Raw genomic sequence first — 26,444 nt, 5'->3', positions numbered from 1 at the left:
CCCCCCGGTCCAGCCTCCTGAGCCCGCCTATAGCCCGTCCCTCACAGCTTAAGTCCAGCTACTTCTTGTTCTCGACCGGAGCCTCAACCTGCTCAATCCCGAACAAATGCTCCAAACCCAAGGCCAAAGCATCCCGCCACGCCACAAAATCATGTGCCGTCGCACTCTCCACGTAACGCATGTCATACCCCCGCGCCCGCAGCACATCATCCAGATGACGATTAGCCTGCACCAGGCTGACATCCCGGCTGGAACCTGAAGACTCAAACACCCCGGCACTCATATAAATCTTCACTGGCACAGCTTCTGAGTCCGCCATCTGCCGCGTCAGCCACTGCCCACGAGTATCACCCGGCGGAGCCCACCAGAACGACCCCGACATGCTCAGAACATTGCCAAACAGTTGCGGCAAACGCCAAGCGGCATTCATGGCTGCCAAACCACCATAGCTGGAGCCGCCAATCGCCGTCTTGTCCGCTGTCGACTGCACCCCCTGGGCCTTGAGCCAAGGCATCAATTCCTTATCCAGAAACTTGATATAAGCCTCATTGGGCGGCAACTCCCGCGCCCGTTCCGCCATGCCCGGATTGTCCACCAGGACCAGCCACATAGGCTCCACGCGCCCCTGCGCAATCAAGGTATCCAGCATGGCCGGCGCACGCGCCAAATCCCGATAGTCCCGACCATCGAACAAAATCAAGGTGTGATCAATTTCCTGAGCCCGAGTGCCCGCAGGCTGATAAATCTGCACCTGCCGTTCCACACCCAAAGCCTCGCTGGGCAAGCGCTCCGTACGCCATTGCCCCTGCCCCAACTGCTGCGGCTCCAGGCTCACCACTTCGGCAGGTGCCTGCGTCAAACGCAAGACCGACTCACCATCAAACAGATCCTTGCTGTTTTCCGGCAAAGCCTTGGCATTATGAGGATCGCGCTGCAACGCCGCCCGCAGCACTTCGCGCGCCAGGTTCTGGCCCACATAAGGCACATCCGGCGCCATGCGATAGGCAAAGCGGGCATCACGCGGCAAATCGTAGGTGATGTACCAGATATCCGACTCACCCAAACGATGCATGCGATCGCTATACGAGAAAGGCCCGCCATGCAGACGCACCTCGTTCTGGGCACCGCGCCAGACAAACGTGACGCGATCATGCGTAGTGCTGTAGCGCTCCACCAAAGGCGAACCTACACGCTGCACATAGTCCCAGAAACCGCGAGACGGCTCGCCCGCGCGCAAGCGCATGCTCCACTGACGGATCACATCGCCTTGCAAAGGCTCGGCCTGAGCCGGCGCTTGGGGAGCCGTAACCGATTCAACCTGCCACTGATACTCGCCCTGCCCCTGCACACGCAAACGATATTCGCCCGCCGTGCTGGCAATAAAGCCAAAAGGGCCACCCCGTTCCGGGGCATCTGCCCAATGACGAATCGCCTTGCCATCCGGGCCGAACAATTCCAGCGCCACATCACCACTGTGCTGCCAACTGCCTTGCACCAGCTCATTTTGCTGCAAGCTCAGTATTCGTTCATGATGTTCGTGCGCCTGAACCTCACCTTGAGCCGAAGGCAGCGTAGCCGCCCAAGCCGACCCAGCCATTCCCACCATCAATACAGCAACAACAGGTGCGCGCAACATACATCCTCCTAAATGCCGGTTTGCCGCAGGACAAGCCCAGTACCAAGAAGCAGTATACGATCAAAAATAATCAGCGCACCCCTCGGCTGGCTCGAGGCGGCGCCATTCATCACTCTAGACGGAAAGCCTGAATCAAACGATCCAGCTCTTGCACCTGCTCCTGCAACTCGCTGGAGGTGTGCGCCACCTGGTTCACCATCTCCGCGTTTTGCTGAGTGGCCGAATCCAACTGCCCCACCGCCACGTTGATTTGCTCGATACCAATGGTTTGCTCGCGAGTAGAAGCCGCAATCTCGTGAACAATCGTCATCACTTGCGAGCTGCCGGTGACCATCTCCTCAATGACCTCACCGACCTGCCCCATCAACTGCACGCCTTCGCGGGTGCTATTGGAGGACGCTTCCACCAATTGAGCAATCTCCTGGGCTGACGCCGTCGTGCGCTGCGCCAGAGCACGTACCTCACCGGCCACCACCGCAAAGCCTCGACCTTGCTCACCGGCTCGCGCCGCTTCCACAGCCGCGTTCAAGGCCAGAATATTGGTCTGAAAGGCAATCGAGTTAATCACCGTGGTAATGTCCGCCACCTTGCCACTGGTATCGCGAATCGCGCCCATGCGGTCCACCAGTTCACTGACCATCTGACCACCATGCTGGGCAGTTTTCTGCACCTGGCTGGAGACTTCCTCGGCACGCATGGCGTTTTCTTCGCTCATGCGAACGGTGCCCGTCATCTCTTCCATGGCCGATGCTGTTTCCTGCAAGGCCGCCGCCTGCTGAGTCGTGCGACTGGACAGCTCCAGATTGCCCACAGACAGTTGAGAGGTATCGTCCGCAATCACTCCACTGCTGTGTTGCAGCGTGCGCATCACCTCGTTCAACTTCAGGCGCATCTGCTCGATGGAGGCCATCACGCTATTGTCTGGAATAGAGCGTAGGGAATGAGCAACCCGCAAATCCCCATCAGCAATCGCTTGAGCAGCATCATGCAGCACCTTAGGTTCAGCCCCCAGCTCGGCAAAGATCTGGCGCGCCAGAAACACAGTAACCGCTGATACCAGCAGCACGATCAGAACGAACACGAGTGACGAGCTGAGCAGATTGCTCAGGAAGCGCGCCTGAATATTGTCGATATACACGCCCGAGATCAGCACCCAATCCCACTGCGTCACCCCTTTGCCAAAGGCCAGTTTGGGGGCATTGCTCTTGTCGCTAAGCTTGGGCCAGTGATACTCCAGAAAACCTTCGCCACCATTGCGGCCGATGCGGCTCATCTCGGCAAAAGGGTGCACGCCGTTGCTGTCGACCACGGCACTGACGTTCTGGCCGTCCAGCTCCGGTCGGCTGGGATTCATGATGGACACCACATCGGTCGATAACACCGACACATAACCTTCCTGCCCAAAACGGATACTAGCGATGCGTTGCAGCGCCTGCTTTTGCGCCTCTTCCTTGCTGAGAACGCCTTTGCTGACCAGTTGCTGATAGTCCTGCGTAATGTTTACTGCAATATTGACGATGTGCTGCAAACTACTTTTTCGCTCCTCCATCTGTGCCTGATAGAGCTGATAGTTCACAAACGCAAAAACCGCCACCAACGCCATCAAGCACAAGATCAATGGCAACCACAACTTCTGTTTCAAGCCCAAACGCATCATATTCCCCGAGCAACGCTGAAAAGACAGGTCCCAGGTACGCAAAAACCGACCGTGTCACCACGGTCGGCCTGCATGGAGGCCCCATCGAACAAGCTGGGTAACGGCCTCGGGCTTGAAATACTTAATTAAAGTTACATATCGAGATAATTGGATGCTAAGGCGGCTTATAAAACACTACCGCTCAAGCGTCGGGAAGCTTCATGGCCTTGACCAAAAGAAGGTTCGCTGCTGGCCAGAGTCAGCAAGAAGCCATCTTCAGACATCAATTCCGAGGTCAGACGCCCCTGGTAATGACCCAGCTCCAGATTCAAGGCAAGATCGCGCTGTTCCAGGTTATCGACGCCTTTGATAACCAGCTCAAAGCCCTGCTCGCTCAGTAAATGGCACGCGGTTTCCAGCAATGCCTTGAACGTCGGTTCACGGCAGGCGCGCTGAATAACCTCGGCTTCCAGTTTGACGCCGCTGATTGGCCAGCCACGCAAACGGTTGAGCTTGCTGTTCTCAATATCGGGGCTGGTCAGCCAGACCTGAATGTCCTGTTCTTTCAGAAACTGCAAAGCCTGGATCAGTTCTGGTGTTTCTTCCAATTCCTCGTCGCTGAACAAGTCCAGCTCTACACAGCAAGGTTGCAGCTCGAACTGACTCAACATGCTGGGCATGCGCTTATAGAGGGGCAGCAGCATATCGATGGGCAACTTCAGACCAATATGGCTGGCACGCAGCGAATACTCCTGCCACCAGCGACGCACGTCAGCCATCAGAGTACGCAGCATCCATTCGCACAAAGCCTGACGGTGAATGGCGTCAGGCATATGGCGCAGCACCAGATCCGATGACAGACGCAAGCCTGTGGGCGAGGTCCAGAACACCTGGGCGTCCACACCACTGTATTGGCCCGTACTGGTCGCCACCCGCAACTGATAAGAGAAAGACAGCGCTTCGCTGGCCTGCGGATCAAGCACATCCAGAGTTTCCAGCGCACGCAAGAGTTCCAGCGGCGTGGGCTGGGACGCTTCCTGCTCGTCGCGCTGGGCGTAAAACTCCATAATTTCAGTATCTTGCGGCTCTTGCTGGGCGATCAACTTGCCCGTAAAGGTGTAGCCCCAGCCGTGCACCGACTTGATCGGCAAGGCCACCCCTGCCTGAGTGGCCTTGCGGCGCAAACGGCTGATCAGGGAATCCACTGCACGGCTGTCACTGGCAGCCAGGCCTTTGTCGCGCATCAGGTCTTCACGGCTGAAACGGGCATCCGCATGGCGGATGAATGCGTCCATTAATTGACGTTCGCTATGCGTCAGTTCCAGTCCCACCCCATTGGGAGCCACCAGAGTCCAGCCTTTATCGCGCAAGATCCATTCCTGCTGGCCACTCTGATCCTGAACCTCTTCCATCGCCTGGGCGGCACCCACGGCGGCATACACATTACGGCGGCGCACGGCATGGCACCAGGCCATCAGCTCGGGAACTTGCACATCCATAGCCAGACACGCATCAGCACCCGTCAGCAGCAACTGCACACGAGCACTGGCAGACAGGCCGGACTGAACGGCCACAATACCCAGCGAGCCAAAGTCATTGCGCAATTTGGCCACCATCAAAGGCACGTAGCCCGTCTCAACAGGAAACAGCAACAGATCGGCCTGGCTCAGACGCGCCTCGGCTACCTTCTCCAGGGATCTGACAACGCTTGTCTTGGTACCGAAAACCCGCAGTTGCTCCAGCCAGTAGTGCAAGCCTTCGCCTTCTTCCAAAACAATCAACACGCAGTGTGCATGTTCCATAAGCGCCTACTATTTAATTATTGTCAGTCCCACGACGGTCCCGGCGAGGGCCGACAATACTATTTTTATCAATAGTTAGAATTATCACTTCTAGAATACGGAGCACAAAGTAAAGAATGGTCAAATGTGGCGTTTGAAATTTTTTGTCTTCAAAATAACGTCCGCCTTACCACCTGAACCATCTCGGGATTATTTTCTAATCGCTGTTCTTTTAAAATCATGCCCCACAAATAATTATAGTTTCCATAACGATGGGGCATAAAAAACCCGCTCGAAAGCGGGTTGTTCTAGCTCAAGACCAGGCAGAATACTTACTGGGCGGCAGCGTCCAGGCGAGACTGCAACTGGGCAGCAGGCAGCCAGCCATCAGCGCGGCTACCATCGGCAAAGTAAATGGCCGGGGTACCTTGAACGCGCAGTTTTTGTCCCACTGCCAATAACTGATCCAATGGATGCTCACACGAGGCTTTCTCGGGTCGCACTCCGCCCCCCATCCAATCACTCAAGGTTTTAGCGGGGTTTTGGGCACACCAGATGTCCTCGGCTTTGCGGCGGCTATCCGGTCCCAGGATGGGAAACATCAGGCTATAAACCGTAACATTGTCGATCTCCTGCAAAGTTGTATGCAGACGTTTGCAATAGCCGCAATTGGGATCTTCAAAAACCACCATTTGACGGCTACCGTCGCCTTTTACCAGCTTGATAGCCTTATCCAGCGGCAAGTCATTCAGCGACACACGATTGAGTTCCTGCATGCGCTGCTCGGTCAGATCAACACGAGTTTTGCTATCCAGCAAAGAACCCTGCATCACAAAGCTGGCCTGCGGGTCGGTGTAGAGCAAGGTGCCGCCCACTTCCACTTCCAGCAAATTGGGAAATGGTGTGGCGCGAATACCATCGACCGTCACGCCGGGGAAAGCGGCTTCAAAGGCCTGGCGGGTAGTCTCGAAACGTGTGTCTACTTTGGCGGGGCTGGCGGCCTGAGCCAGGCTGCACAGCGACAAAAGCGCCAGTGCCAATACAGAACGAAGGTGCAACATCATGAGGTACTTCCTTTGCTAATCGACAAGACCCTAGCGGCCTTAGAACAAGAGCGCGCCGGGGCTGACGCCGGCAGCATGCGCAATCAGGCGGCGTTTCACCCAGGGCATGCGGTCCACCACTTGCATACCGGCATTGCGCAGCATGGAAGCCGGTGCCCCCGGTGCCGCAAACAGACGATACAAGCCATCGGTGGCTGCCCGCATGGCCGCAATCGGTTCAGCGCGAGCGCGCTTGTAGCGATTGAGTACACGCATATCACCGACCGAATAATGCGGGCCGCGCTCGGACAAGACCTTGATCAGGGCTTCGATATCGCCCAGACCCAGATTCAAACCCTGGCCAGCCAAAGGATGGACGCGATGCGCCGCATCACCCACCAAGGCCACACCGGGCGACACCAGGCCGCTACGCTCAAAGGTCAAAGGGAAACCGCGTACCGGGCTACGTAAGCTTAATTGCCCCAAACGGCCATTGGATAAAGAGAACAAGCTGTTTTGCAGATACTGCGCCTGCTCCTCTGAGGGCATGGCCAGCACCTTGTCGGCCTGCGCTTGCGGCACGGACCAGACCATGGAGACTTGCGATCTACCATCCACATCCGGCATAGGCAACAGGGCCAGAATCGAATCGCCAGTAAACCACTGCAAGGCAACTTGCTGGTGCGGGCGCTCTACGTTGAAGTGGGCCACCAAACCGGCGTCCCCATACTCACGACCATGATGCTCAATGCCAGCGGCAGACCGCAGGCCGGAACGGGCACCATCTGCCCCCACAAACAAATCGGCGCTGATGCGCTTCTGTCCGGCTGTGATGATGGTCTTGCCTTCCAGACGCTCGAAACGGTCTTCAATCCAGGGCACACCGAACACTTGCAAGGCCTGATACAGCGCCTGCTCCATCTGTCCGGACTCAACGATCCAGGCCAGATAATCCTGCGCGTCCTGCCAAGCATGCAGATTCAGGCAACCGCCGCCATCACCATGTACTTCCATGGCCTGCACTGGCGAAATGCGCTGGGCCGACATCAAGTTCCAAGCACCCAACTGCGTCAGAAAACGCTGGCTGGCGACCGAGACGGCGTAGACACGGGGGTGATACTGCCCCGCCGCCAGTTCCATAGGCTTGTAAGCGGGGGACAGGATGCTGACATCAAACCCGGCCTTGCGTAAACCCAGGGCGCTGGCCATACCGGCCAAGGCCCCTCCACACACCACAATTCGTTCTTTGCTCATCGTGCGCTCGGTGCTCCTGCCTGACGTGGCCACAACAGCCACATTTGACCTTGCTGCTTCATGCGCCCTGCCTGCGCACCAGCCTGATCGCCCGTGCCCCAGTACAAGTCGGTACGTGCGGCACCTTTAATCGCCGCGCCCGTGTCCTGAGCAAAAACCAGTCGCTGCAGAGGCTGGTTAGAAGCAGGCTGCGAGGTAGCCAAGTACACAGGCGTACCCAAAGGCACGTACGTGGGGTCAATAGCCACGGAACGCAGACCAATCAAGGGAATGCCATAGGCACCTTTAGGGCCCAGCTCCGGATCCACAATGGCCTCTTCGCGGAAGAACACCATAGCGGTATTTACATTCATCATTTCCTGAACGCGATGCGGATTGCGCTTGGCCCAGGCCTTGATGTTTTGCATGGAAGTCTGCGCCAAAGGCATCTCGCCCTGCTTGGCCAGCCATTGGCCTACCGAGGCATAAGGGCGACCGTTATGGTCGGCATAGGCCAGACGCACGGCGCTGCCATCGGGCAGGACCGCACGACCCGAGCCCTGGATCTGCAGAAAAAAGCCTTCTACCGGATCTTCCGCATACACGATCACTGGTGGCTGGCGCTCCTGCCTGGATACGATCTGCTCGCGAGTGTCGTAAGGCACAATGCGTTTGCCCACTTGCTTGCCGCGAATACGCTTGCCAGCCAGCTCGGGATACAAGCTACCCAGATCAATCGTCAACAAATCATCCGGCGCAGCGAAAAGCGGCCATTGATAGCTGGAACTACGGGTGCGCGAGGCCTTGAGCAAAGGCTCGTAATAGCCCGTGACCGTATTTTGAGCCACCTTGCCGTCGCCGGTCAGCAAACGCCAGGGCTGCAACTGTTGCTGCAGAAAATCACGTACAGCAGCCGTATCTTTGGTGTCAGCGTTCAGACCGGCAGAAGCCGCAGCCTGACAAACAGGCTGCCAGGCACGGGGATTGGCACGTGCGGGCATGGCCAGCGAACCGCTGACAGGACGCATCAGGCCCTTGCAGTTATTGATGAAACCTTTCCAGACATGGTCCAGCGAATCAGCCTGCCAGCCCGGCAAGGCGGACCAGTTCACGGCTTGATAACGCCCTGCCAACGCACGCGCCGGGGTTTCCGGCAGTGCCGACAAGGACGGCACGCGCAACGGTTGCAGAGCGATATCAGGACCGCCTTCTGCTGTACCCGGAGCCGTTGGCGAAGAACCCTGATCCCCAGGAATGGTGGAACAGGCACTTAATGCCAGCAGTACGGCTGGCACGCAATAAATTATCTTCATGGCTGGGTTTGGCCCTTAGTGCAAGGTACGGGGAGAGGAAAGGATGAACTCCTGAATGGCGACCTCAAAGGGCACACCATTTTCACCAACACATTGATAGCTGCCGCGCATGGTGCCAAACGGCGTGTTCAGGGGGCAACCACTGGTGTACTCAAAGGTCTCACCTGGAGCCAGCACCGGCTGTTGTCCTACAACGCCCAGGCCACGCACTTCCTGAACCTGCTGATTGTCGTCCGTAATGATCCAGTGACGACTGATAATCTGGGCCGTCTGCTGTCCATTGTTGGTAATCCGTACGGTATAGGCAAAAACATATTGATTGCTATCGGGCTCGGATTGCTCAGGCAGGTACTGGGGCGTGATCTGCACCTCAATATCGTCAGGCTTCATGATGGATTCCAGGTTACGGCTGTACAAATACGGGGCGCTGCACAGCCCCCCGCTTGAAACTATAATGATGACATATGGCCACGATTTTCGTGATGTCTAATCTTTACGGCACCTATTATGTCCCAAGCCAGCTCCACACGTATCGCTCCCAGTATTTTATCGGCCGACTTCGCCCGCCTGGGTGAAGAAGTCCGCAATGTTATCGCCGCCGGTGCCGACTGGGTTCACTGCGACATCATGGACAACCACTTTGTACCGAACCTGACTTTCGGCCCCATGGTCTGTGCTGCGCTGCGCCCCCACACCACTGCCCCCATCGACGTACACCTGATGGTGGAGCCCGTGGACGCGCTGATCCCCGAATTTGCCAAAGCCGGTGCCGATTACATCAGTTTTCACCCCGAAGCCTCGCGCCACGTGGATCGCACCCTGTCGCTGATCCGTGACCACGGCTGTAAGGCCGGCCTGGTATTCAACCCGGCCACCCCGCTGAACTGGATGGATCACCTGATGGACAAGCTGGATCTGGTCCTGCTGATGTCCGTTAACCCCGGCTTTGGTGGCCAGGCCTTTATCCCCAGCGCCATGGACAAGCTGCGCCAAGCCCGCGCCCGCATTGATGCGTGGACTGCAGAAGGTGGTCAGCCCATCCTTCTGCAAATCGACGGTGGCGTGAAGGTGGACAATATCGGCGCCATCCGTGCAGCCGGTGCTGACACCTTTGTGGCCGGTTCGGCTATTTTTGGTCAGCCCGACTACGCTCAGGTCATCCGCGACATGCGCGCGCAAATCGCTCTGGCAGAGCAGGCCTAAATCCTGCGTTCGGCCTGCTGTTCCCGCTACTGCAGCATCGTATTGCGGCTATAACTGCCCTGCCGAACCGCACTGTCGGGGCGGCGGCGCTCCACAAACAAGGCATTGCCCTGCACCCGCTTGGCCTGTGCCTTGGCAGAACTGGCCAGCTCCGCAATTAAAGAGCCCGAATACAATTCGGGCTCCTCGATTGTGACCACACCTAAAGACAGGCTCACTAGCGGGTGAAACACCAGCACGCCTTGACGGTTTTCAGCCAAATAGCCGCCTGCTTGCCGATGCTCCAGTCTATACAGGGACTCCAGCTCTTTTTCCAGCTCGTCCAGAATGCTTTGGCAGCGCTCGGCCCAGTCCGGGCTGGTAAACACCAAAATAAAATCGTCCCCCCCCACATGGCCCACAAAGTCCATGCGAGCCACCGCGTAACGGGTGAAGAGCTCGGCCATGGAGCGTAACAGCTCATCGCCTTTGCGATAGCCGTACAAATCGTTGTAGGGTTTGAAGTGGTCCAGATCCGCATAGCACACAGCGAAGTTCTGCCGATTACGCAGCAAACCATCAATATGCTCATCAATCGGCACATTACCCGGCAATTGCGTCAGTGGATTGGCATAACGCGCCGTCATGATCTGAATCTGCGTAATTTCACGCATCAGCTCCACACTGGAGCCCAGGCCCAGATACTCACCCGCCCCGGTAATGATGAAACCATCACTCAAGGCATCCCCCGCTCCCTGCGTCATCAAGGTGCCCAGCTCCAGCAAGCTGGTATCGCAGTCAACAATCAGCGGTGGGGTTTCAATAAACAGGGAGCATGGCTTGTTGCCATACAGTTCGCGGTGATAAGGCCGGGCAAGCTGATCATAAAGCTGGCTACGACGCAAAATACCCGTCGGTCGATCCCCTCGCACCAGAGCCACGGCACTAAGATCTGGGTGGCTTTGAAACAGCTCATACACACGATTCGTGGGTGTATTATCAGGCACCGCAGGCGCGGCACGCAGTAAACGCCGCACGCTCATGGAATCACGGCCTTGCACTTGACGTTGAGTGCGCACAGTGGAGGGTCCAAACAGCGCGGCTTGAGCGGGCTCCAGCTGAGGAGGGGGGTTAGGTTGAGGGCGACACAGCAAATAGCCCTGCCCACAGGCCACGCCCAAGTACCGCAAGGTGCGTAGTTCCGCGCCGGTTTCAATCCCTTCAGCAATCACAACGGATTGAGCATGGCTGGCAATATCGCAAATGGAGCGTACCAATTGCTGCTTGAGCACATCGGTATCAATATCGCGCACAAAGTATTTGTCGATCTTGACGTACTCGGGCCGCAATTCGGACCACAAACGCAGCGAGGCATAGCCTTCACCCAGATCATCAATGGCAAACTGCAGGCCTTCTTTTCGATAAAGCTCAATAGCCTGATTCAGATAGTCGTAGCTGTCAGTACGCTCGGATTCGGTCAATTCGACCACCACCCGGCTCCAGTCAATGCCATCCAGCTGTGGCATACCGGTACGCGGTTCGATGCGGGCCGAAGGCAACATGCGCATCACCACATCCGGGCTGGAGTTCAAAAACAGTTTGCCCGCCAAACCCTGCTGCTTGAAACTGCTGACCAAGGTATGGCAACACAGCTCTTCCAGATCCCATAAGCGGCCACATTGCCGGGCGGCGTCAAACAAGGCCAAGGGCGAATAAAAACTGCTGTCCTTTGGCCCTCGAATCAAACCCTCGTAACCCAGAATCAAGCCGGACTGCAAATCCACAATGGGCTGAAAAACCGGCGTAACTTGTTTTTCTACGAGAATCTGATGAAATGTATCGAGCATCATACTTCCGCTCCTAGGGCCTTTCTGAACGGACTATCGAAAGCCAATCTTGTACCAAAATACGGTTTGCTCACTAAATTGATAAGCCCGCGTGCAGTAAGGAGCTTTAACATGATGAATCAAACGAAATGAAAACCGATGTTCCGAAAACTTTTTTCTGCTCGACCTTAACAGGAATTTGACAATATTTTGTCACAAGTCCGCTACAAAAAGATGAATATTTTCTCTGTGCTGTTTGATTTGGATGGAACCCTGCTCGATACCATTCCCGATCTGGCCTCGGCATGTAATGCCATGCGTATCGACCTGGGTTTACCCCCGCTCCCAGAGGAGCGCATCGCTACTTTCGTGGGCAAAGGCTCGGAAAACCTGGTGCGACGCGCTCTGACCGATCTACCTGAACCTCCTGACTACACCCCGGCATTGGAATCATTTTATTACCATTACCAATTATGTAATGGCCAACACAGCCGCCTGTATCCGGGTGTACTAGAAGGATTGGATGACTTTAAAAGCCAGGGATTGCGTCTGGCTGTGGTCACCAACAAGCCCGAACAATTTGCCCGCCCCTTGCTGGAACAAATGGGTTTGGGCCCGTACTTCGAACTGGTGGTGGGCGGTGATACCTGCCCGCGCAAAAAGCCCGACCCCATGCCTTTTGTCTACGCGTGCGAGCAAATGAAACTGGCTCCCGAACAGGCTTTGGTCATTGGGGATTCCATGAATGACGCCCAGGCAGCGCGTGCGGCGAACATCCCCGTACTGTTGGTTCCTTACGGCTATAACGAAGGCAAGGATGTGCAAAGCCTGGATTCCGATGGTATAGTTGCCTCTATTGCCGACGCGGCCACCTGGCTGCGCAATAAACGCAACACCATATTTACGTCATAAAATTCATGTCTACTCGCACTCACGCATCCACAATCTACGGCGCTTATTGGCGCTGGTGGCGTTCGTGTATCGGGTAGATATAACCTTGAAGTCTGGCGTCCCTGCAAAGTAGTACACAGCGGACCGCCTCCAGGAAAATAAGCCCGGTAATCACAACGACCGGGCTTTTTTTGTTTCTGTCCGGCTCGTCGTACCCACTGACCCTCGAGATCCCAATGACAGAAATAGAATTCAATGCCCTAGCAGCAGAAGGCTTTAACCGCATTCCCCTGATTGCGGAAACCTATGCCGACCTGGATACGCCCCTGTCGATTTATCTGAAACTGGCGCACAACGGCCCCGAAGGCGGGCGTTACAGCTGCCTGATGGAATCGGTTGTGGGCGGCGAGCAGTTCGGTCGCTACTCCTTTATTGGCCTGCCTGCCCGTACCGTGATCCGCAGCTACGGCCGTCATACCCAAGTGCTGCACGATGGCAAGATTGTCGAAACAGCCGAAGGCGATCCGCTGGAATTCATCGAGCAATTCCAGGCCCGTTTCAAAGTAGCCCTGCGTCCTGGCATGCCCCGCTTTGCGGGTGGTCTGGCTGGTTACTTCGGCTACGACACGGTGCGTCACATCGAACCGTCCCTGGGCATGAACCGCAAACCCTTCCCTTCCGACCAGGAAGAAGGCGTGCCGGACATCATGCTGCTACAAGTGGACGAACTGGTGATTGTGGATAATCTGGCTGGCCGCACTTACCTGCTGGTCTACGCCGATCCCGCCCAGCCCGAAGCCTACGTACTGGCCAAGCGTCGTCTGAAAGATCTGCGCGAAAAGCTGCGTTCACCCGTCGTGATCCCTTACGCCTACGCCAGCATGCAAACCGAATGCGAGCGCGACTTCGACAAAGAGGATTACCTGAAGGCCGTGGCCCGCGCCAAGGAATACATTGCAGCCGGTGACCTGATGCAAGTGCAGATCGGCCAGGTCATCACCAAACCTTTCCGCGACTCGCCCTTATCCCTGTACCGCGCCCTGCGTTCGCTGAACCCATCGCCTTACATGTACTTCTGGAACTTCGACGACTTCCAGGTCGTGGGTGCATCGCCAGAAATTCTGGTGCGTCAGGAAGAACACCGTCAGGATGGCCGCAACATGGAGCGCGTCACCATTCGCCCACTGGCCGGCACTCGCAAACGCGGTGCCACACCTGAAGCCGATGCCGCACTGGCCGCCGAGCTGAAGTCCGACCCTAAAGAACGCGCCGAACACCTGATGCTGATCGACCTGGCCCGCAACGATATTGGCCGTATCGCCAAAACCGGCTCGGTACAAGTCACGGACACCATGGCAATCGAACGTTACTCGCATGTTCAGCACCTGGTCTCCAATGTCTGCGGCGAACTGCAGGACGGCATGAGCCAGATGGACGTGCTGCGCGCCTCCTTCCCCGCGGGCACCCTGACCGGCGCCCCCAAGGTACGCGCCATGGAAGTCATTGATGAACTGGAGCCCGTGCGCCGTGGCGTTTACGGTGGTGCTGCTGGCTACCTGAGCTACTCGGGCGAAATGGATCTGGCCATTGCCATACGCACCGGCGTCATCAAGGACGGCATGCTCTATGTGCAGGCCGCCGCCGGTGTCGTGGCCGACTCCGATCCCGAAAAAGAATGGCAAGAGACCGAAGCCAAGGCACGCGCCGTAATCCGCGCTGCCGAACAAGTGCAATTCGGTCTGGACGAGCCTATTTAATCGCCCCACTGCCATCCTTTTTTTGCCGGAGTATTCCCATGCTGTTCATGCTCGATAACTATGACTCGTTTACCTACAACCTGGTCCAGTACTTTGGAGAACTGGGTCAGGAAGTAGTGGTACGACGCAACGATCAAGTCACACTTGAAGAAATTGAAGCCTTGAATCCCAGCCATCTGTGCGTCTCGCCCGGCCCTAAGTCCCCTGCGGATGCGGGCCTGTCGGTTGCACTGATCCAGCACTTTGCCGGCAAGCTACCGATTCTGGGCGTCTGCCTGGGTCATCAGGCGATCGGGCATGCTTTTGGTGCGCGCATTATCCGTGCGCAGCAAATCATGCATGGGAAAGTCTCCCCTATTACTCACCAGGGCACGGACGTATTCAGCAACTTGCCCTCGCCCTTTAACGTCACCCGTTATCACTCCCTGGCCATCGAGCGCGACAGCCTGCCCGACTGTCTGGAGGTAACCGCGCAAACCGAAGACGGCGAGATCATGGGTGTCCGTCACCGCGAATTGCCTATTTATGGCGTGCAGTTTCACCCCGAGTCGGTGCTAAGCGAGCATGGCCACGCCTTACTGAAGAACTTTCTGGACCTTTAAATCATGAACACCATCACTCCTACCGAAGCACTGGTGCGCTGTATCGAACACCGGGAAATCTTCCACGACGAAATGCTGCATCTGATGCGCATGCTCATGCGCGGCGAAATGTCGCCTCAGATCGCGGCTGCCTTGCTGATGGGCTTGCGCGTGAAAAAAGAAAGCGTGGGTGAAATTTCTGCCGCCGCCCAGGTGATGCGCGAATTTGCCACCCCCGTCATTACGCCCAATCCGGACGAACTGCTGGATATGTGCGGTACAGGTGGCGACGGCTCCAATACCTTCAATATCTCCACCGCCTCCATGTTTGTGGCCGCCTCCGTAGGAGTGAAAGTAGCCAAGCACGGCAACCGCAGTGCCTCTTCCTCGTCCGGTAGTGCGGACGTGCTGGAAGCCCTGGGCGTGAACCTGACCTTCTCGCCCGAGCAAGTGGCGCAAAGCATTGCCGAAACCAATATTGGTTTCATGTTCGCCCCCGCTCACCACGGCGCCATGAAAAATGTGGCTGCTGTCCGCAAAGAGCTGGGCGTGCGCACTATTTTCAATATTCTGGGCCCACTGACCAACCCGGCCGGAGCAACCAACCAATTGATGGGCGTCTTCCACCCGGACCTGGTGGGGATTCAGGTGCGCGTAATGCAACGCCTGGGGGCCAAACACGTGCTGATCGTGCACGGCAAGGACGGTATGGATGAAGCCTCTCTGGGTGCGGCCACCCTGGTGGGCGAACTGAAAGACGGTCAGGTGCGGGAATACGAAATTCACCCCGAAGACTTTGGCATGGCCATGACCTCCAACCGCAGCATTCGCGTCTCCAGCAAGGAAGAATCTGCCGTGATGATTATGGAAGCCCTCAATAACCAAGAGGGTACGGCTCGTGATATCGTGGGCCTCAATGCTGGTTTGGCCATCTATGCTGCCAACCACGCCGACTCCATTGAACAAGGCCTGCGCATGGCTTTTGAGGCCATTGCCAACGGTGCCGCACGCGAAAAACTCGAACAATTCCGCGCTTATACAAGGAAGTTAAATCCATGAACGACATTCTGGCCAAGATCCTCGACACCAAAAGAGCTGAAGTCGTCACCGCCCGCCAACTGCGCAGCGAGTCCGATCTGCTGCGCGAAGCGAAGAACCGGAACGACCTGCGCGGCTTTGCCAGCGCCATTGAAGACAAGATTGCTCAAGGCAAGCCTGCCATTATTGCGGAAGTCAAAAAGGCCTCCCCGTCCAAGGGTGTGATCCGTGCCGACTTCAACCCGACTGAGATTGCCTCCAGCTACGCCGCCCACGGGGCGGCCTGCCTGTCGGTCCTGACCGATATCCAGTATTTTCAGGGTTCCTACGACCACCTGCGCCAGGCCCGTGCCGTATGCGCACTGCCCGTACTGCGCAAAGACTTCATTATTGACCCCTATCAGATCATCCATGCCCGAGCCATGGGTGCCGACTGCATCTTGCTGATCGTCGCCGCGCTGGAGAAGGATCAGCTGATGGAATACGAAGAAATGGCCCACGAACTGGGCATGGACGTCCTGGTTGAAGTACATGACCGCGCCGAGCTGGATATTGCCTTGCAAATGAAGACCAGCCTGCTGGGCATCAATAACCGCAATCTGCGCACCTTTGAAACCAGCACCCAGAACACGCTGGACCTGCTGCCCTTTATCCCCAGCGAAAAACGCGTTGTCACCGAAAGCGGTATTCACACCATTGAAGATGTGGCCCTGATGCGCGAGAACCAGGTGCAAGCCTTCCTGGTCGGTGAGGCCTTCATGCGTGAACCTGATCCAGGCGTTGCCTTGCAGAACCTGTTCTTCGGTCAGCCTGCATGAGCACCCACGCTTGCCCCCTGTGTGCCTTGAAACCCGATCAATTGCTATGGTCGGGTGCAGGGCTGCAGGTACTGGCCGTCACGGACAGCCCGTTTCCCGGCTATACACGGGTAATCTGGCAAGATCATGTGGCTGAAATGACAGACCTGTCTGAAGAACAACGGCAGCACATCATGGCAGCCGTATATGTGGTTGAGCAGACTCAGCGTGAACAACTGGGAGTCGCCAAGATCAATCTGGCTCAATTCGGAAATCAGGTGCCGCATCTGCATTGGCACATCATCCCTCGCTGGAAGGACGACCCGTTCTTTCCGGACTCTGCCTGGTCACCCGCCCCCATGCGCACAGAAGAACAAAAGCAAGGCTGGGCTTCCCACGAAGAACGCCTGCTTGAGCAAGTCAGCCAGTATCAGCAGGCACTTTGTATTGCGCTAAAAGCACGATTCAAGCACTAAACCCGCTATTCAAGTCCTGCTATTAAAGAAATACCCGCTGGCCTGTAAAAAGTCAGCGGGTATTTTTTGCCTCCCGGAAAAGAGACGGCGCACTGTAACAGACAAGTACACCGCTTATCCGTGGAGCCCGCTACAGTGCGACTCCACCGGCAGGAGCCAAGCTGCTGTTGTGCTACTTGCACGCAACCCACATAAACAGCTTGCTTGCTTGCTTGCTTGCTTGCTTGCTTGCATAGCATGGCCATAGCCAACTCTTTATACCTGGCAGCATGACCACCTCGACTTCACAAATCTCCACCTACGAACGATCAGAGTAAGGAGTGCCCAACGACTTCTTTCCGACAAACCCCTTGACCCAGTCACTTCGAGCACAAAATTAACCTAGATCAAGCCTGGACGACAATCGCCTAGCCCCTTCAAAAACCACCATATATAGTGTCGTGAATCCTAAAAATCACTATATATAGGCTCTGGTGAAAAACATGGCTACCCAGGAAACTGCCTCGCGTCCAGCTGCTCAGCTGGACATCATCCGTTCCATTACTGAATATCTGGACCGCCAGGACTGGCGCGTGCAAGCCAATGCCAACCAGGGCTATTCGCTGGGCGGTCTGATTCTGAACAGCTCGGGCAAGATGATTGCCAACTACTGGCTCAGCCACGTTTACCCCGAAGCAATCGGCCAGGCACACCGTCAGGCCGACCTGCACATCCACGATCTGGACATGCTCTCTGGCTACTGCGCCGGCTGGTCCTTGCGCACTTTCCTGAACGAAGGGCTCAATGGCGTACCCGGAAAGATTGAATCCGGCCCACCGCGGCATCTAAGCAGTGCGGTCGGTCAGGTCGTCAATTTCCTGGGCACCCTGCAGAACGAATGGGCCGGAGCCCAGGCCTTCAGCTCCTTTGATACCTATATGGCGCCCTTCATCCGCAAGGACGGCCTGAGCTACAAACAGGTGCGCCAATGCATGCAGGAGCTGATCTACAACCTGAACGTACCCTCACGCTGGGGGACGCAGACGCCCTTTACCAATCTGACCTTTGATTGGGTTTGCCCCGAAGACCTGCGCGAGCAAGTGCCGCAAATCGGTGGCGAAGAAATGCCGTTTTGCTACGGGGATCTGCAGGCCGAAATGGACATGATCAACCAGGCCTATATCGAAGTCATGAGCGAGGGTGATGCCCGTGGCCGTGCCTTCACCTTCCCGATTCCCACCTACAACATCACCCGGGATTTTGACTGGCACAGCCCGAATGCCGAGCGCCTGTTTGCCATGACGGCCAAATATGGCCTGCCCTACTTCCAGAACTTCATTAACTCCGAGCTGGAACCCAATATGATCCGCTCCATGTGCTGCCGCCTGCAGCTGGATCTGCGCGAGCTGCTCAAACGCGGTAATGGCTTGTTTGGCTCTGCCGAGCAAACCGGCTCCCTGGGAGTGGTCACCCTGAACTGCGCCCGCTTGGGGTATCTGTATCAAGGCGATGAAGCTGGTCTGTTTGCCCGTTTGGATGAGCTGCTGGAAATGGGCCGCGACAGCCTGGAAATCAAGCGCACGGTGATCCAGCAGCATATGGACCAAGGGCTGTTTCCCTACACACGCCGCTATTTAGGCACCTTGCGTAATCACTTCTCCACGCTGGGAGTTAACGGCATTAACGAGATGATCCGCAACTTTACCCAGGACAAGCAGAATCTTTGCACGCCGTGGGGGCACCGCTTTGCCTTGCGTTTGCTGGATCACATTCGGGAGCGCATGGTGGAGTTTCAGGAAAGTACCGGCCACCTGTACAACCTGGAAGCCACCCCTGCCGAGGGCACCACTTACCGCTTTGCCAAAGAAGATCGCGCCCGCTGGCCCGACATTCTGCAAGCAGGGACCGAGCAAATGCCCTACTACACTAATTCCTCACAGCTGCCGGTGGGCTTTACTGAAGACCCCTTCGAGGCATTGGAGCGACAAGACGAGCTGCAAGGCAAATACACCGGCGGCACCGTGCTGCACCTCTATATGACCGAAGCACTGTCCAGCACTGATGCCTGCCGCAATCTGGTGCAACGAGCCTTGAACCGTTTTTCCTTGCCTTACATCACCGTTACGCCCACATTTTCTATCTGTCCCAAGCACGGCTATCTGTCTGGAAAACATGAGTTTTGTCCACATTGCGATAGTGAGCTGCTGGCCAACAAGATAGCTCAAGCTCGGGCCGAGGCTGACGTTCAAAACGAAGTTATCGCGGACACGTCAACGCCGTCGTCGACACCGACACCGACACCGACACCGACACCGACACCGACACCGACACCGACACCAGTCCATTAAAGCCGATCTCTTCAAGCCAACTTTTTACCAAGACAGGCTAAACCCAATCCACTTGGCTCAACTAAAACCAGGCTTTTGGTTGTCCTTAGCCTTTATCTACAACCAGCCTCTTGGCACAAACCCAGGCTAGTCACATCCGCATAGCGTGACGGCCCTTTTTTCCAAGGAGTTATTCATGAACACCGACACCCTCACTCTTCAAGATTCCGAACGCCAGCCTTGCGAAATTTGGACACGCGTCATGGGCTATCACCGTCCCATGTCGTCTTTCAATATTGGCAAGCAAGGTGAGTTTCATGAGCGACGCTACTTCACCGAAGCCAGCGCCTGCGCAAGCAATACCGTCCCCACCCGATAAACAGCCCGGTCAAATTCCATGACTTACGCCACGCGCCATCTTTACCCGGCCACGCCTGCCCACAAAGTGGCATTGAAAGTGGGTGGCTGCGCCCCTTTCTCGGCTACGGATTACCCCGGCCAATTAGCCGCTGTCATCTTTGTGCAAGGCTGCCCCTGGCGCTGTGGCTACTGCCACAACCCCCACCTGCAAGAGCGCACACCAGACAGTGCTATTGATTGGAACGCCTTGCTGGACTTTCTGAATCGCCGCGTCGGCCTGCTGGATGCCGTCGTCTTTAGCGGCGGCGAGCCCACACTGGACCCGGCCCTGGGCTCCGCCATCCGCGCGGTGCGCAGGCTGGGTTTCAAAATCGGTTTACACACCGCAGGCACACATCCGGCCAGACTGCTGGAAATCCTGCCTTGGGTGGACTGGATAGGCCTGGATATCAAGGCAGAGTTCAGTCACTACGACGCCATTACTCAACGCAGCAATAGTGCCGCTGCGCCCTTACGCAGTTTGCAGTTGCTGCTGAACGAAGACGTTCTGTTTGAGTGCCGCAGCACTATTCATCCCCAGCTGCACAGTCCCGCCTCGGTACAAGCTTTGGGACAACACCTGCATGAGCTGGGCGTCCAGCGCTATGCCGTGCAGATTTTCCGCACACAAGGCTGTGATGATGATTTCCTGAATGAAACTGGGCAGGCTTTGCAGGCCTACCCGGGAGCGGAAGTTTTGGAAAACCTCCAGAAGCTGTTTCCGCACTTTGAAGTGCGACGCTCTTAATTGTCTCAGGAAGAAGCGGGGGTGCGTATCGGGCGGCGCAGCACATCCTGTAAAGCTGCTTTACCCTGTTTAAGCACTGCACGCGGATGCAGAATATCGGGGTCCAAGGCGTCCAGGGTGTTTTTCACCATCAGACCCAATTCGGTATCACCCTCAATCGACAGACGTCGATTAAAGAACAAGGTATCCGGATCTTCCTGCCGCTGCAAAAGCTGATAAAAAGCCCAAAGATCCGCTTTCAGAGTCAAATCCGGACGTTGTACGCGTGCCGACAGAGGATAAAAAGCCCCTTGGCGCCACGTATAGTCAAACGCTAAGCCGGCATCCGCCACCTGTATGCGTAAAGCTCGCCCTTCCAACCGTTCCGCAATGTCAGCCGGCAAGTGCGGACGCATCAGCACGTTCAAGCCCGTACAAAACAAGCGGGAGCCGGGCCACGGAGGTAATCGGCTTAAAACACCCGCCACAACAGCGGGTAAACGGGGTGTCGTTATTTCATTCACTTTTGCATCCCTCCCTTAAAAACGCTCTGACACCGGCGACACCCATTCCAAACCGGGGCGACCATGCCAGAAACCGTTGCACGCCTTAGCGGGCAGTAAAGGCAGCATATCCTCGTGGGCATCCCTTGTCTGAATACGCCCCTGAATCACGTCATTAAACAAATGCACGACCGCATCCATATGCTGAGATTGCGGACTCAAACGCAGCATATTCACTCCCAAATCGCGCAAATCCTGTACCTGCTCCAGTAAGGTGTACACCCAAGCGGATTGAGTCTGGATACCGTTAATCGTCAGAAAACCCTGCCCTTCACGGGTTTCCAGCAGCAAGCCATCGGGATAGTCCATGCACACGTACTGGCAATTGTCCTTGGGCAGATTGCGGTTACGCGCCGCAAAGCAACGGGCCGAGAAAGCCAGGGGCAAACGCCCGAAGGCAAAGACCTCGGTTTCCAAACCGGCAGGTCTGTCTTGCTGCAACTGCGCCAATCCTGCACGGCCCATTTCCAGAGGCATCACCCAACGCACCGCGCCTTGAGAAGCAATCAAATCCAGCACTGGCCCGTTATAAACATTTAAAAAAGGGCCGGCGACAAAGTCCCGACCCTGCATCAAACGTACTGCTCCCATATCATTGGCTTCGACCAGATAATCAGCCTGTTTGGTGACCTTGCGTAGCGTATTCACGTCCCGCCCGGACTCCAGCAAGACCTGACTAGACAGAACCGGCACCTTGCCAGCCTGGGCCAGCATCTGGGCAATATCCAGCCAATCATCCAGTCGTAGCTCGTGACGACGCGAACATACGGTCTCGCCCAGATACACCACATCGATCGGCCAGTCGCAGGCCGACTCATAAAACTGCATCGTGGCCACGCGGGACCAGTAATACTGCAAGGGGCCTAAAGATAATTTCATGATTGAGCCTCCCATGCTCTACTTCCAGGGCCGAGAATAGGCACCCAGCGTATGTTGCTGCCCTTCGGCCAATTTGTTCAAAGCCCCCATCCAGGCCGGATGGACTGAATAACGGGCTGGCGTGGATTTGGCCGAATCAATGGCTTGCCGCCATACCTGAGTAACTTGAGCCACATAAGCCGGGCTGCGCTGTCGGCCTTCAATCTTGATTGCGCTGACACCCGCCGCCAACAGTTGTGGCAACAAGGACAAAGTGTTCAGGCTGGTGGGCTCCTCCAGTGCGTAATAGTTTTCGCCTGCCACATCAAAACGCCCTTTGCACAAAGTGGGGTAAGCCGCATTTTCACCATCCTGATAGCGGTCGATCAACACACCATTCAGACGCGACTCCAGCCCCTGATCTGTCTGCTCCCAGCGCACATGCCCGGCGGGGGAACAGACTCCATGTGTATTGGGGGACTCACCAGTGGCATAGGAGGACAAGGCACAGCGGCCCTCCACCATCACGCACAAGCTGCCAAAGCCAAAAACCTCAACCTGAACAGGGACCTGCTCACAGACCTGCTCCACTTGGGTCATGGACAGGACACGCGGCAAAACCACGCGCTGAATACCGAAGTTCTGGTGGTAATACTTGATGGCTTCCGGATTGGTGGCTGAACCCTGCACCGACAAGTGCAAGCGCAGATTGGGATGTGCCTGACTGGCATAGGCCATCAATCCTGGGTCTGCCATGATGACCGCATCGACCTGAGCCTGGGCAGCTCGGTCCACCGCGTCGCGCCACTGTTGCCAGGCATTGGGTTGCGGGTAGGTATTGAGAGCCAGCAAAACTTTGCGGCCGCGCTGGTGTGCGTAATCAATCCCTTGTGCAATCGCCTGTGCATCAAAATTAAGCCCGGCAAAGTTCCGGGCATTGGTGGCATCCCGGAACCCCAGATAGACACTATCGGCTCCGTTATCAATGGCTGCTTTCAAAGCAGGCAAGCTGCCCGCTGGGCAAACCAGTTCCATCTGCGGGTTATCGGACGCGGCTAAAGCCGTGGACGCTGTATTCATGACACTCCCCGATCAGCAATCTGGCCAGGGTGGATCCTGGCTCGACAAGACCACCACTATGCCTGCTCTGAAATTAAGGGGCCTTAACGCATATCAAATTCTTCCCACCTCCTGACCCGTGGCAAACAAGTCCCACTTTGCCTGCGCCATAGGCGGGCAGAATGGTCCACAATGCCTTCCAAGCCTTTCGTGCTGGAGTCTTGATGACACAAACTGAGATCACGCTGGATACTCGCGGCCTGCCCGCACCCGAGCCTTTGGAGCATTGCCTGGAAGCACTGGCTGAACTGGCTCCCACCCAGGCCTTGCTCATGTGGCTGGATCGAGAACCTTTCCCCTTGTATGAAATCCTGCGACGCAGCGGCTTCAAGTATCACGGCACCCACCAAGAAAACGGCTTCAAGCTCATCATCCGCAGGAACTAAGTCTATGCAACGCGCTTTATCGCTGGATCAGTCACCCTCTTTGTCACTGACCTTGCCCCTGTTTGCGAATGTCCCTTTTTTTGGACTGCTGGCTGCCATGCTGGCGCTCTATAGCGGACCGGAATTATTCAACTCCCGCTGGCACCCCGCCACCTTGGCCATAACCCATGCCTGGACCTTGGGGATCGTGGGCAGTGCCATGTTTGCCTCTTTGGCACATATTCTGGCCGTGGCCTGCAATGTGCGTATTCAGGTGTCACGCGGTCAGGCGCTAGCTTTTTGGGGCTTGCTCAGCGCTGGCACACTATTTCTGATGACAGGCTTTCTTAGCTGGCAAAGCTGGGCTTACACGCTGGCAGGCGCTTGTCTTGCCTTTGCTTTGGGGGCTTATCTACTGACTGCCATGCTGGCCTTGTGGCGCTCTCGGCGCGACGTCTTTCGCGGCGCCAAAGAAATCGTTGCTCCTATCCGACTGGCTTTGCTGGGACTGTTGCTGACTGTCTCAACGGGGCTTGCCATGCTGGTCGCCTTGGCAAGCGAACAAGCCGTCGCCAATTTGCTGAATCTTCACATGACGATGGGCTTGGCAGCTTGGGCAGGCTTGCTGCTGATTGCCATGTCGTTCCAACTGCTGCCTATTTTTCAAATCACCGAACTCTACCCGACGCCTCTAGTACGTTGGCTACCTTGGGTCGTAGGAGCCTTGTTGATTGCACAGTGGGCCCTGGCCTCCTTACCTGGCTCCTGGTTACCTTTGCGTGATCTGGTCACCTACCTGATCTTTTTAAGCTACGGCTTATGGGCGGTGATTACGTGGGCGCGCCTCTGGAAACGCAAGCGTCCGACAGCAGGAGCCAGCACTTTATTCTGGTATAGCTCCTTAAGCAGCCTGTTGATTGCTGTTCTGTTGAACTTCTGGACCCACAATCCCGCCGCCTCCAACGCAGAGCTGGCGATTGGTGTCTTGCTCATTATGGGAGCCTTGGGTTCCGTCGTCTGTGGGATGCTCTATACCATCGTGCCCTTTCTGCTTTGGCGCGAGGCCCAGGAGCATGTCAGCATGGATACGGACAATACCGAGCACACGCGTGCCCTCTTGCGCCTTAACCCCAAGACTGCCAACTACATCCCCGCGTCCACCGCCCGCGCGCATTGGGCTTTGCATAGCCTAAGTCTGGTGCTTTGGACAGGTGCGAGCTTGGGGATCGAGTCTTTCGCCTGGATAGCTGCTCCTGCTTTGCTGCTGTCTTTTGCAAGCTTGACTTGGAATCTATGCACAGCCTGGCAGCGCTATCGCCGTAGCCTGCGCGCTATCCGCGCATATCAGGCAGAACACCATATTGCCGCAAAGCCGCGCTGTCCAGAATCGTAAAATTACGTCGCTGAACCCGAATCAGATCCCGGTCCATCAAATCACGCAAGGTACGTGATAAGTGCTCCGGGGTCAGATTCAGGCGGGAAGCAATGACGGACTTACCGACATCGATCCTGAAGGGGACACCCTCTTCGCCCGGCCACTCCTGCAAAAGGTAATTCACCAGACGTTGCACACCATTTTGCAGCGTATAGGCCTCCAACTCGCCCATCAAGCGATAAAGCCGCTCACTTAAACCAGCCAGCATCAGGCGAGCAACATCACTGCCCTTCTCCAGCTGCTCCATCAAGGTGTCTCTATTGATATGCAAGAGCAGAGAGTCCACCAAAGTCTGGGCCGTCACAATGTAATTACGGCCCATGAACATCAGCGCCTCACCAAACCCCTCTCCTGGCCCCACCAGGCGAACGACGCGCTCTGAGCCCGTGGACGAGACAAATACCAGCTTCACCCGACCATAGACCAACATGTGAAAGCCCAAACAAGGATCTCCACTGTGAAATAAAGTCGTACCACGCAAAGCGTGTACTTCCTGAGTACCTTTAGCAATGGGCTCCAGTTGTTCCGGTGGCAGCTCCTTGAATATAGGCAGATGAGCCAGCTGGGCCTTTATCCGCTTCCAGCGTCCCGGCCCTTCACCCTGCAGTAGCCTGGTGTCTGACAATTCTTCATTGCTTGCCTGCGAGGCCATGTCTTGAGCCGCCATATCTTTTCCGTATGCCAAATAGAACCATAGCTAGACTGACATACTCCGTTCCCTCTTGTTCAGATTAGCTCGGTGCCTGATTGATACACGTCAAACAGATAAATCGAGGCTTTAAAGAGGACGTAAAAAGATAGTCAGAACTGCTAGTTCAGCATGACTTAGGAACAGATCCAAGCAAAAAGCGGTCAAATTTGACCATGTTAGAGGTAGGGAATATTGAGAGGGGAAACTGATTGGGGACAGCCTCATTTCCAAATCGACTTGAATTCTGAATGGATGCAATAGGCCTTAGCAGAGCCAGCTACGTCGACGTTAAAGAGAAAACTGAGTAGGAATTTCGGAGGGCTCAGGGAGGACGAATACAGGCAGTGACTAAGTACGCTACAGCCCTAAGCTAAGGGGACAGATGTCGGCAGTTGCAGGCGCCAATCTTGGTCATCAAAGCTGATTGATGCAGAAAGCTCAGCAACTAATGCTACAAGCGCGCAGAGTAGAACGACCGAGCCCCCTGCAGGTAAGCAGCGATGGATTGAACGTCAAACCCTAGGGTGCAGGGACAGAATGCCAAGACCGACCTGCTAGGCTTAGGCCAAACGGCGTCGGTAAGAACAGGGAATACACGCAGCCCGGAACGGGCCAAGATGGGGGGCGGTACGCCTGAACCGGGCGGTCCAGGGTCAGGCCTTCGAGCAATCCGAGACAGGCCGGTAGCCTGCGCTTTTGTCGCCGCATAAAACAAAACCCCCGCAAGGGATGCTTGCGGGGGTTTTGAGGAATAAGAGCTTGACGATGACCTACTTTCACAGACGTCCGTC

General features: G+C 56.2%; 24 protein-coding genes. 12 read left to right on the top strand and 12 right to left on the bottom strand.

Annotated features, from left to right (window positions below; translation table 11 throughout):
• Nucleotides 1-58 precede the first annotated feature (58 nt).
• From ACU6HM_RS06955 to apaG, 7 genes are all read right to left on the bottom strand, one after another.
• Nucleotides 59-1,636, bottom strand: a complete 1,578-nt coding sequence (locus ACU6HM_RS06955; protein ID WP_446763574.1) for an alpha/beta hydrolase-fold protein — start codon at nt 1,634-1,636, stop codon at nt 59-61.
• A gap of 109 nt (nt 1,637-1,745) precedes the next feature.
• A complete protein-coding gene (locus ACU6HM_RS06950; protein WP_164837976.1) occupies nt 1,746-3,278 on the bottom strand; it encodes a methyl-accepting chemotaxis protein in 1,533 nt (510 codons plus the stop codon).
• Between the two features lie 179 nt (nt 3,279-3,457).
• Nucleotides 3,458-5,074: an EAL domain-containing response regulator gene (locus ACU6HM_RS06945; RefSeq protein ID WP_250756597.1), complete on the bottom strand. Its 1,617-nt coding sequence runs from the start codon at nt 5,072-5,074 to the stop codon at nt 3,458-3,460.
• A 311-nt stretch (nt 5,075-5,385) separates the two neighbouring features.
• Entirely contained in the window at nt 5,386-6,117 is a 732-nt protein-coding gene (locus tag ACU6HM_RS06940; protein ID WP_009458548.1) for a DsbC family protein, read from the bottom strand.
• Between the two features lie 39 nt (nt 6,118-6,156).
• A complete protein-coding gene (locus ACU6HM_RS06935; RefSeq protein WP_446763573.1) occupies nt 6,157-7,350 on the bottom strand; it encodes an FAD-dependent monooxygenase in 1,194 nt (397 codons plus the stop codon).
• Nucleotides 7,347-8,642 (bottom strand): murein transglycosylase A, encoded by a 1,296-nt coding sequence (mltA, locus tag ACU6HM_RS06930; protein ID WP_250756595.1) that lies wholly within the window; start codon nt 8,640-8,642, stop codon nt 7,347-7,349. The genes ACU6HM_RS06935 and mltA overlap by 4 nt, the downstream gene beginning before the upstream one ends.
• A 15-nt stretch (nt 8,643-8,657) precedes the next feature.
• Nucleotides 8,658-9,032, bottom strand: a complete 375-nt coding sequence (gene apaG / locus ACU6HM_RS06925; RefSeq protein WP_021447080.1) for a Co2+/Mg2+ efflux protein ApaG — start codon at nt 9,030-9,032, stop codon at nt 8,658-8,660.
• A gap of 117 nt (nt 9,033-9,149) precedes the next feature.
• Here apaG and rpe point away from each other — a divergent pair, with 117 nt between their 5' ends.
• Entirely contained in the window at nt 9,150-9,845 is a 696-nt protein-coding gene (gene rpe / locus ACU6HM_RS06920; protein WP_009458542.1) for a ribulose-phosphate 3-epimerase, read from the top strand.
• 26 nt (nt 9,846-9,871) lie between these two features.
• Here the strand turns inward: rpe and ACU6HM_RS06915 are convergent, their stop codons facing one another.
• A complete protein-coding gene (locus tag ACU6HM_RS06915; RefSeq protein WP_446763572.1) occupies nt 9,872-11,674 on the bottom strand; it encodes an EAL domain-containing protein in 1,803 nt (600 codons plus the stop codon).
• A gap of 210 nt (nt 11,675-11,884) precedes the next feature.
• Here ACU6HM_RS06915 and ACU6HM_RS06910 point away from each other — a divergent pair, with 210 nt between their 5' ends.
• The 9 genes from ACU6HM_RS06910 to ACU6HM_RS06870 all read left to right on the top strand — a co-directional run bounded on the left by ACU6HM_RS06910 (nt 11,885) and on the right by ACU6HM_RS06870 (nt 20,643).
• Nucleotides 11,885-12,562: a phosphoglycolate phosphatase gene (locus ACU6HM_RS06910; protein ID WP_446763571.1), complete on the top strand. Its 678-nt coding sequence runs from the start codon at nt 11,885-11,887 to the stop codon at nt 12,560-12,562.
• Nucleotides 12,563-12,777: 215 nt separating this feature from the next.
• The gene (gene trpE, locus ACU6HM_RS06905; protein ID WP_009458527.1) at nt 12,778-14,298 is read left to right on the top strand and encodes an anthranilate synthase component I; all 1,521 of its coding nucleotides are present in this window, start codon (nt 12,778-12,780) and stop codon (nt 14,296-14,298) included.
• 38 nt (nt 14,299-14,336) lie between these two features.
• Nucleotides 14,337-14,900: an anthranilate synthase component II gene (locus tag ACU6HM_RS06900; RefSeq protein WP_021447083.1), complete on the top strand. Its 564-nt coding sequence runs from the start codon at nt 14,337-14,339 to the stop codon at nt 14,898-14,900.
• A 3-nt stretch (nt 14,901-14,903) separates the two neighbouring features.
• Nucleotides 14,904-15,938 carry an anthranilate phosphoribosyltransferase gene (gene trpD, locus ACU6HM_RS06895; protein WP_035268496.1) on the top strand — a complete coding sequence of 345 codons (1,035 nt, stop codon included), beginning with the start codon at nt 14,904-14,906 and terminating at the stop codon, nt 15,936-15,938.
• Nucleotides 15,935-16,735 (top strand): indole-3-glycerol phosphate synthase TrpC, encoded by an 801-nt coding sequence (gene trpC / locus ACU6HM_RS06890; RefSeq protein WP_009458523.1) that lies wholly within the window; start codon nt 15,935-15,937, stop codon nt 16,733-16,735. The genes trpD and trpC overlap by 4 nt, the downstream gene beginning before the upstream one ends.
• Entirely contained in the window at nt 16,732-17,190 is a 459-nt protein-coding gene (locus ACU6HM_RS06885) for an HIT family protein (protein ID WP_446763570.1), read from the top strand. The genes trpC and ACU6HM_RS06885 overlap by 4 nt, the downstream gene beginning before the upstream one ends.
• A 482-nt stretch (nt 17,191-17,672) precedes the next feature.
• Entirely contained in the window at nt 17,673-19,517 is a 1,845-nt protein-coding gene (locus ACU6HM_RS06880) for a ribonucleoside triphosphate reductase (RefSeq protein ID WP_446763569.1), read from the top strand.
• A 175-nt stretch (nt 19,518-19,692) separates the two neighbouring features.
• Nucleotides 19,693-19,875 carry an anaerobic ribonucleoside-triphosphate reductase gene (nrdD, locus tag ACU6HM_RS06875; RefSeq protein ID WP_446763568.1) on the top strand — a complete coding sequence of 61 codons (183 nt, stop codon included), beginning with the start codon at nt 19,693-19,695 and terminating at the stop codon, nt 19,873-19,875.
• A gap of 18 nt (nt 19,876-19,893) precedes the next feature.
• The gene (locus ACU6HM_RS06870) at nt 19,894-20,643 is read left to right on the top strand and encodes an anaerobic ribonucleoside-triphosphate reductase activating protein (protein ID WP_035268503.1); all 750 of its coding nucleotides are present in this window, start codon (nt 19,894-19,896) and stop codon (nt 20,641-20,643) included.
• 5 nt (nt 20,644-20,648) lie between these two features.
• On the opposite strand, the gene ubiT is transcribed toward ACU6HM_RS06870, so the two are convergent.
• The 3 genes from ubiT to ubiU are packed head-to-tail and all read right to left on the bottom strand — an operon-like array spanning nt 20,649 to nt 23,078.
• The gene (ubiT, locus tag ACU6HM_RS06865) at nt 20,649-21,146 is read right to left on the bottom strand and encodes a ubiquinone anaerobic biosynthesis accessory factor UbiT (protein ID WP_035268506.1); all 498 of its coding nucleotides are present in this window, start codon (nt 21,144-21,146) and stop codon (nt 20,649-20,651) included.
• Nucleotides 21,147-21,161: 15 nt separating this feature from the next.
• Nucleotides 21,162-22,064 carry a ubiquinone anaerobic biosynthesis protein UbiV gene (gene ubiV, locus ACU6HM_RS06860; protein WP_446763567.1) on the bottom strand — a complete coding sequence of 301 codons (903 nt, stop codon included), beginning with the start codon at nt 22,062-22,064 and terminating at the stop codon, nt 21,162-21,164.
• A gap of 18 nt (nt 22,065-22,082) precedes the next feature.
• On the bottom strand, nt 22,083-23,078 hold the full coding sequence (gene ubiU / locus ACU6HM_RS06855) for a ubiquinone anaerobic biosynthesis protein UbiU (protein ID WP_009458516.1): 996 nt from the start codon (nt 23,076-23,078) through the stop codon (nt 22,083-22,085).
• 248 nt (nt 23,079-23,326) lie between these two features.
• On the opposite strand from ubiU, the gene ACU6HM_RS06850 reads away from it, so the two are divergent.
• A complete protein-coding gene (locus tag ACU6HM_RS06850; RefSeq protein WP_035268878.1) occupies nt 23,327-23,548 on the top strand; it encodes a DUF2249 domain-containing protein in 222 nt (73 codons plus the stop codon).
• 4 nt (nt 23,549-23,552) lie between these two features.
• A complete protein-coding gene (locus ACU6HM_RS06845) occupies nt 23,553-24,920 on the top strand; it encodes a hypothetical protein (RefSeq protein ID WP_446763566.1) in 1,368 nt (455 codons plus the stop codon).
• On the opposite strand, the gene ACU6HM_RS06840 is transcribed toward ACU6HM_RS06845, so the two are convergent.
• Entirely contained in the window at nt 24,859-25,629 is a 771-nt protein-coding gene (locus ACU6HM_RS06840) for a Crp/Fnr family transcriptional regulator (RefSeq protein WP_369326099.1), read from the bottom strand. The two genes, ACU6HM_RS06845 and ACU6HM_RS06840, sit on opposite strands and share 62 nt — an antisense overlap.
• Nucleotides 25,630-26,444: the final 815 nt, after the last annotated feature.

The sequence above is a fragment of the Alcaligenes sp. RM2 genome (genome assembly GCF_052931795.1).
Note: the sequence above shows the minus strand (reverse complement) of the source record. Positions and strands in the feature narration are given on the sequence as shown.

Coding starts and splice junctions, on each gene's coding strand:
- ACU6HM_RS06955 (WP_446763574.1), bottom strand. CDS start 1,636: ATGTTGCGCGCACCTGTTGTTGCTGTATTGATGGTGGGAATGGCTGGG.
- ACU6HM_RS06945 (WP_250756597.1), bottom strand. CDS start 5,074: ATGGAACATGCACACTGCGTGTTGATTGTTTTGGAAGAAGGCGAAGGC.
- ACU6HM_RS06940 (WP_009458548.1), bottom strand. CDS start 6,117: ATGATGTTGCACCTTCGTTCTGTATTGGCACTGGCGCTTTTGTCGCTG.
- ACU6HM_RS06935 (WP_446763573.1), bottom strand. CDS start 7,350: ATGAGCAAAGAACGAATTGTGGTGTGTGGAGGGGCCTTGGCCGGTATG.
- mltA (WP_250756595.1), bottom strand. CDS start 8,642: ATGAAGATAATTTATTGCGTGCCAGCCGTACTGCTGGCATTAAGTGCC.
- apaG (WP_021447080.1), bottom strand. CDS start 9,032: ATGAAGCCTGACGATATTGAGGTGCAGATCACGCCCCAGTACCTGCCT.
- rpe (WP_009458542.1), top strand. CDS start 9,150: ATGTCCCAAGCCAGCTCCACACGTATCGCTCCCAGTATTTTATCGGCC.
- ACU6HM_RS06915 (WP_446763572.1), bottom strand. CDS start 11,674: ATGATGCTCGATACATTTCATCAGATTCTCGTAGAAAAACAAGTTACG.
- ACU6HM_RS06910 (WP_446763571.1), top strand. CDS start 11,885: ATGAATATTTTCTCTGTGCTGTTTGATTTGGATGGAACCCTGCTCGAT.
- trpE (WP_009458527.1), top strand. CDS start 12,778: ATGACAGAAATAGAATTCAATGCCCTAGCAGCAGAAGGCTTTAACCGC.
- ACU6HM_RS06900 (WP_021447083.1), top strand. CDS start 14,337: ATGCTGTTCATGCTCGATAACTATGACTCGTTTACCTACAACCTGGTC.
- trpD (WP_035268496.1), top strand. CDS start 14,904: ATGAACACCATCACTCCTACCGAAGCACTGGTGCGCTGTATCGAACAC.
- trpC (WP_009458523.1), top strand. CDS start 15,935: ATGAACGACATTCTGGCCAAGATCCTCGACACCAAAAGAGCTGAAGTC.
- ACU6HM_RS06885 (WP_446763570.1), top strand. CDS start 16,732: ATGAGCACCCACGCTTGCCCCCTGTGTGCCTTGAAACCCGATCAATTG.
- ACU6HM_RS06880 (WP_446763569.1), top strand. CDS start 17,673: ATGGCTACCCAGGAAACTGCCTCGCGTCCAGCTGCTCAGCTGGACATC.
- nrdD (WP_446763568.1), top strand. CDS start 19,693: ATGAACACCGACACCCTCACTCTTCAAGATTCCGAACGCCAGCCTTGC.
- ACU6HM_RS06870 (WP_035268503.1), top strand. CDS start 19,894: ATGACTTACGCCACGCGCCATCTTTACCCGGCCACGCCTGCCCACAAA.
- ubiV (WP_446763567.1), bottom strand. CDS start 22,064: ATGAAATTATCTTTAGGCCCCTTGCAGTATTACTGGTCCCGCGTGGCC.
- ubiU (WP_009458516.1), bottom strand. CDS start 23,078: ATGGAACTGGTTTGCCCAGCGGGCAGCTTGCCTGCTTTGAAAGCAGCC.
- ACU6HM_RS06850 (WP_035268878.1), top strand. CDS start 23,327: ATGACACAAACTGAGATCACGCTGGATACTCGCGGCCTGCCCGCACCC.
- ACU6HM_RS06845 (WP_446763566.1), top strand. CDS start 23,553: ATGCAACGCGCTTTATCGCTGGATCAGTCACCCTCTTTGTCACTGACC.
- ACU6HM_RS06840 (WP_369326099.1), bottom strand. CDS start 25,629: ATGGCGGCTCAAGACATGGCCTCGCAGGCAAGCAATGAAGAATTGTCA.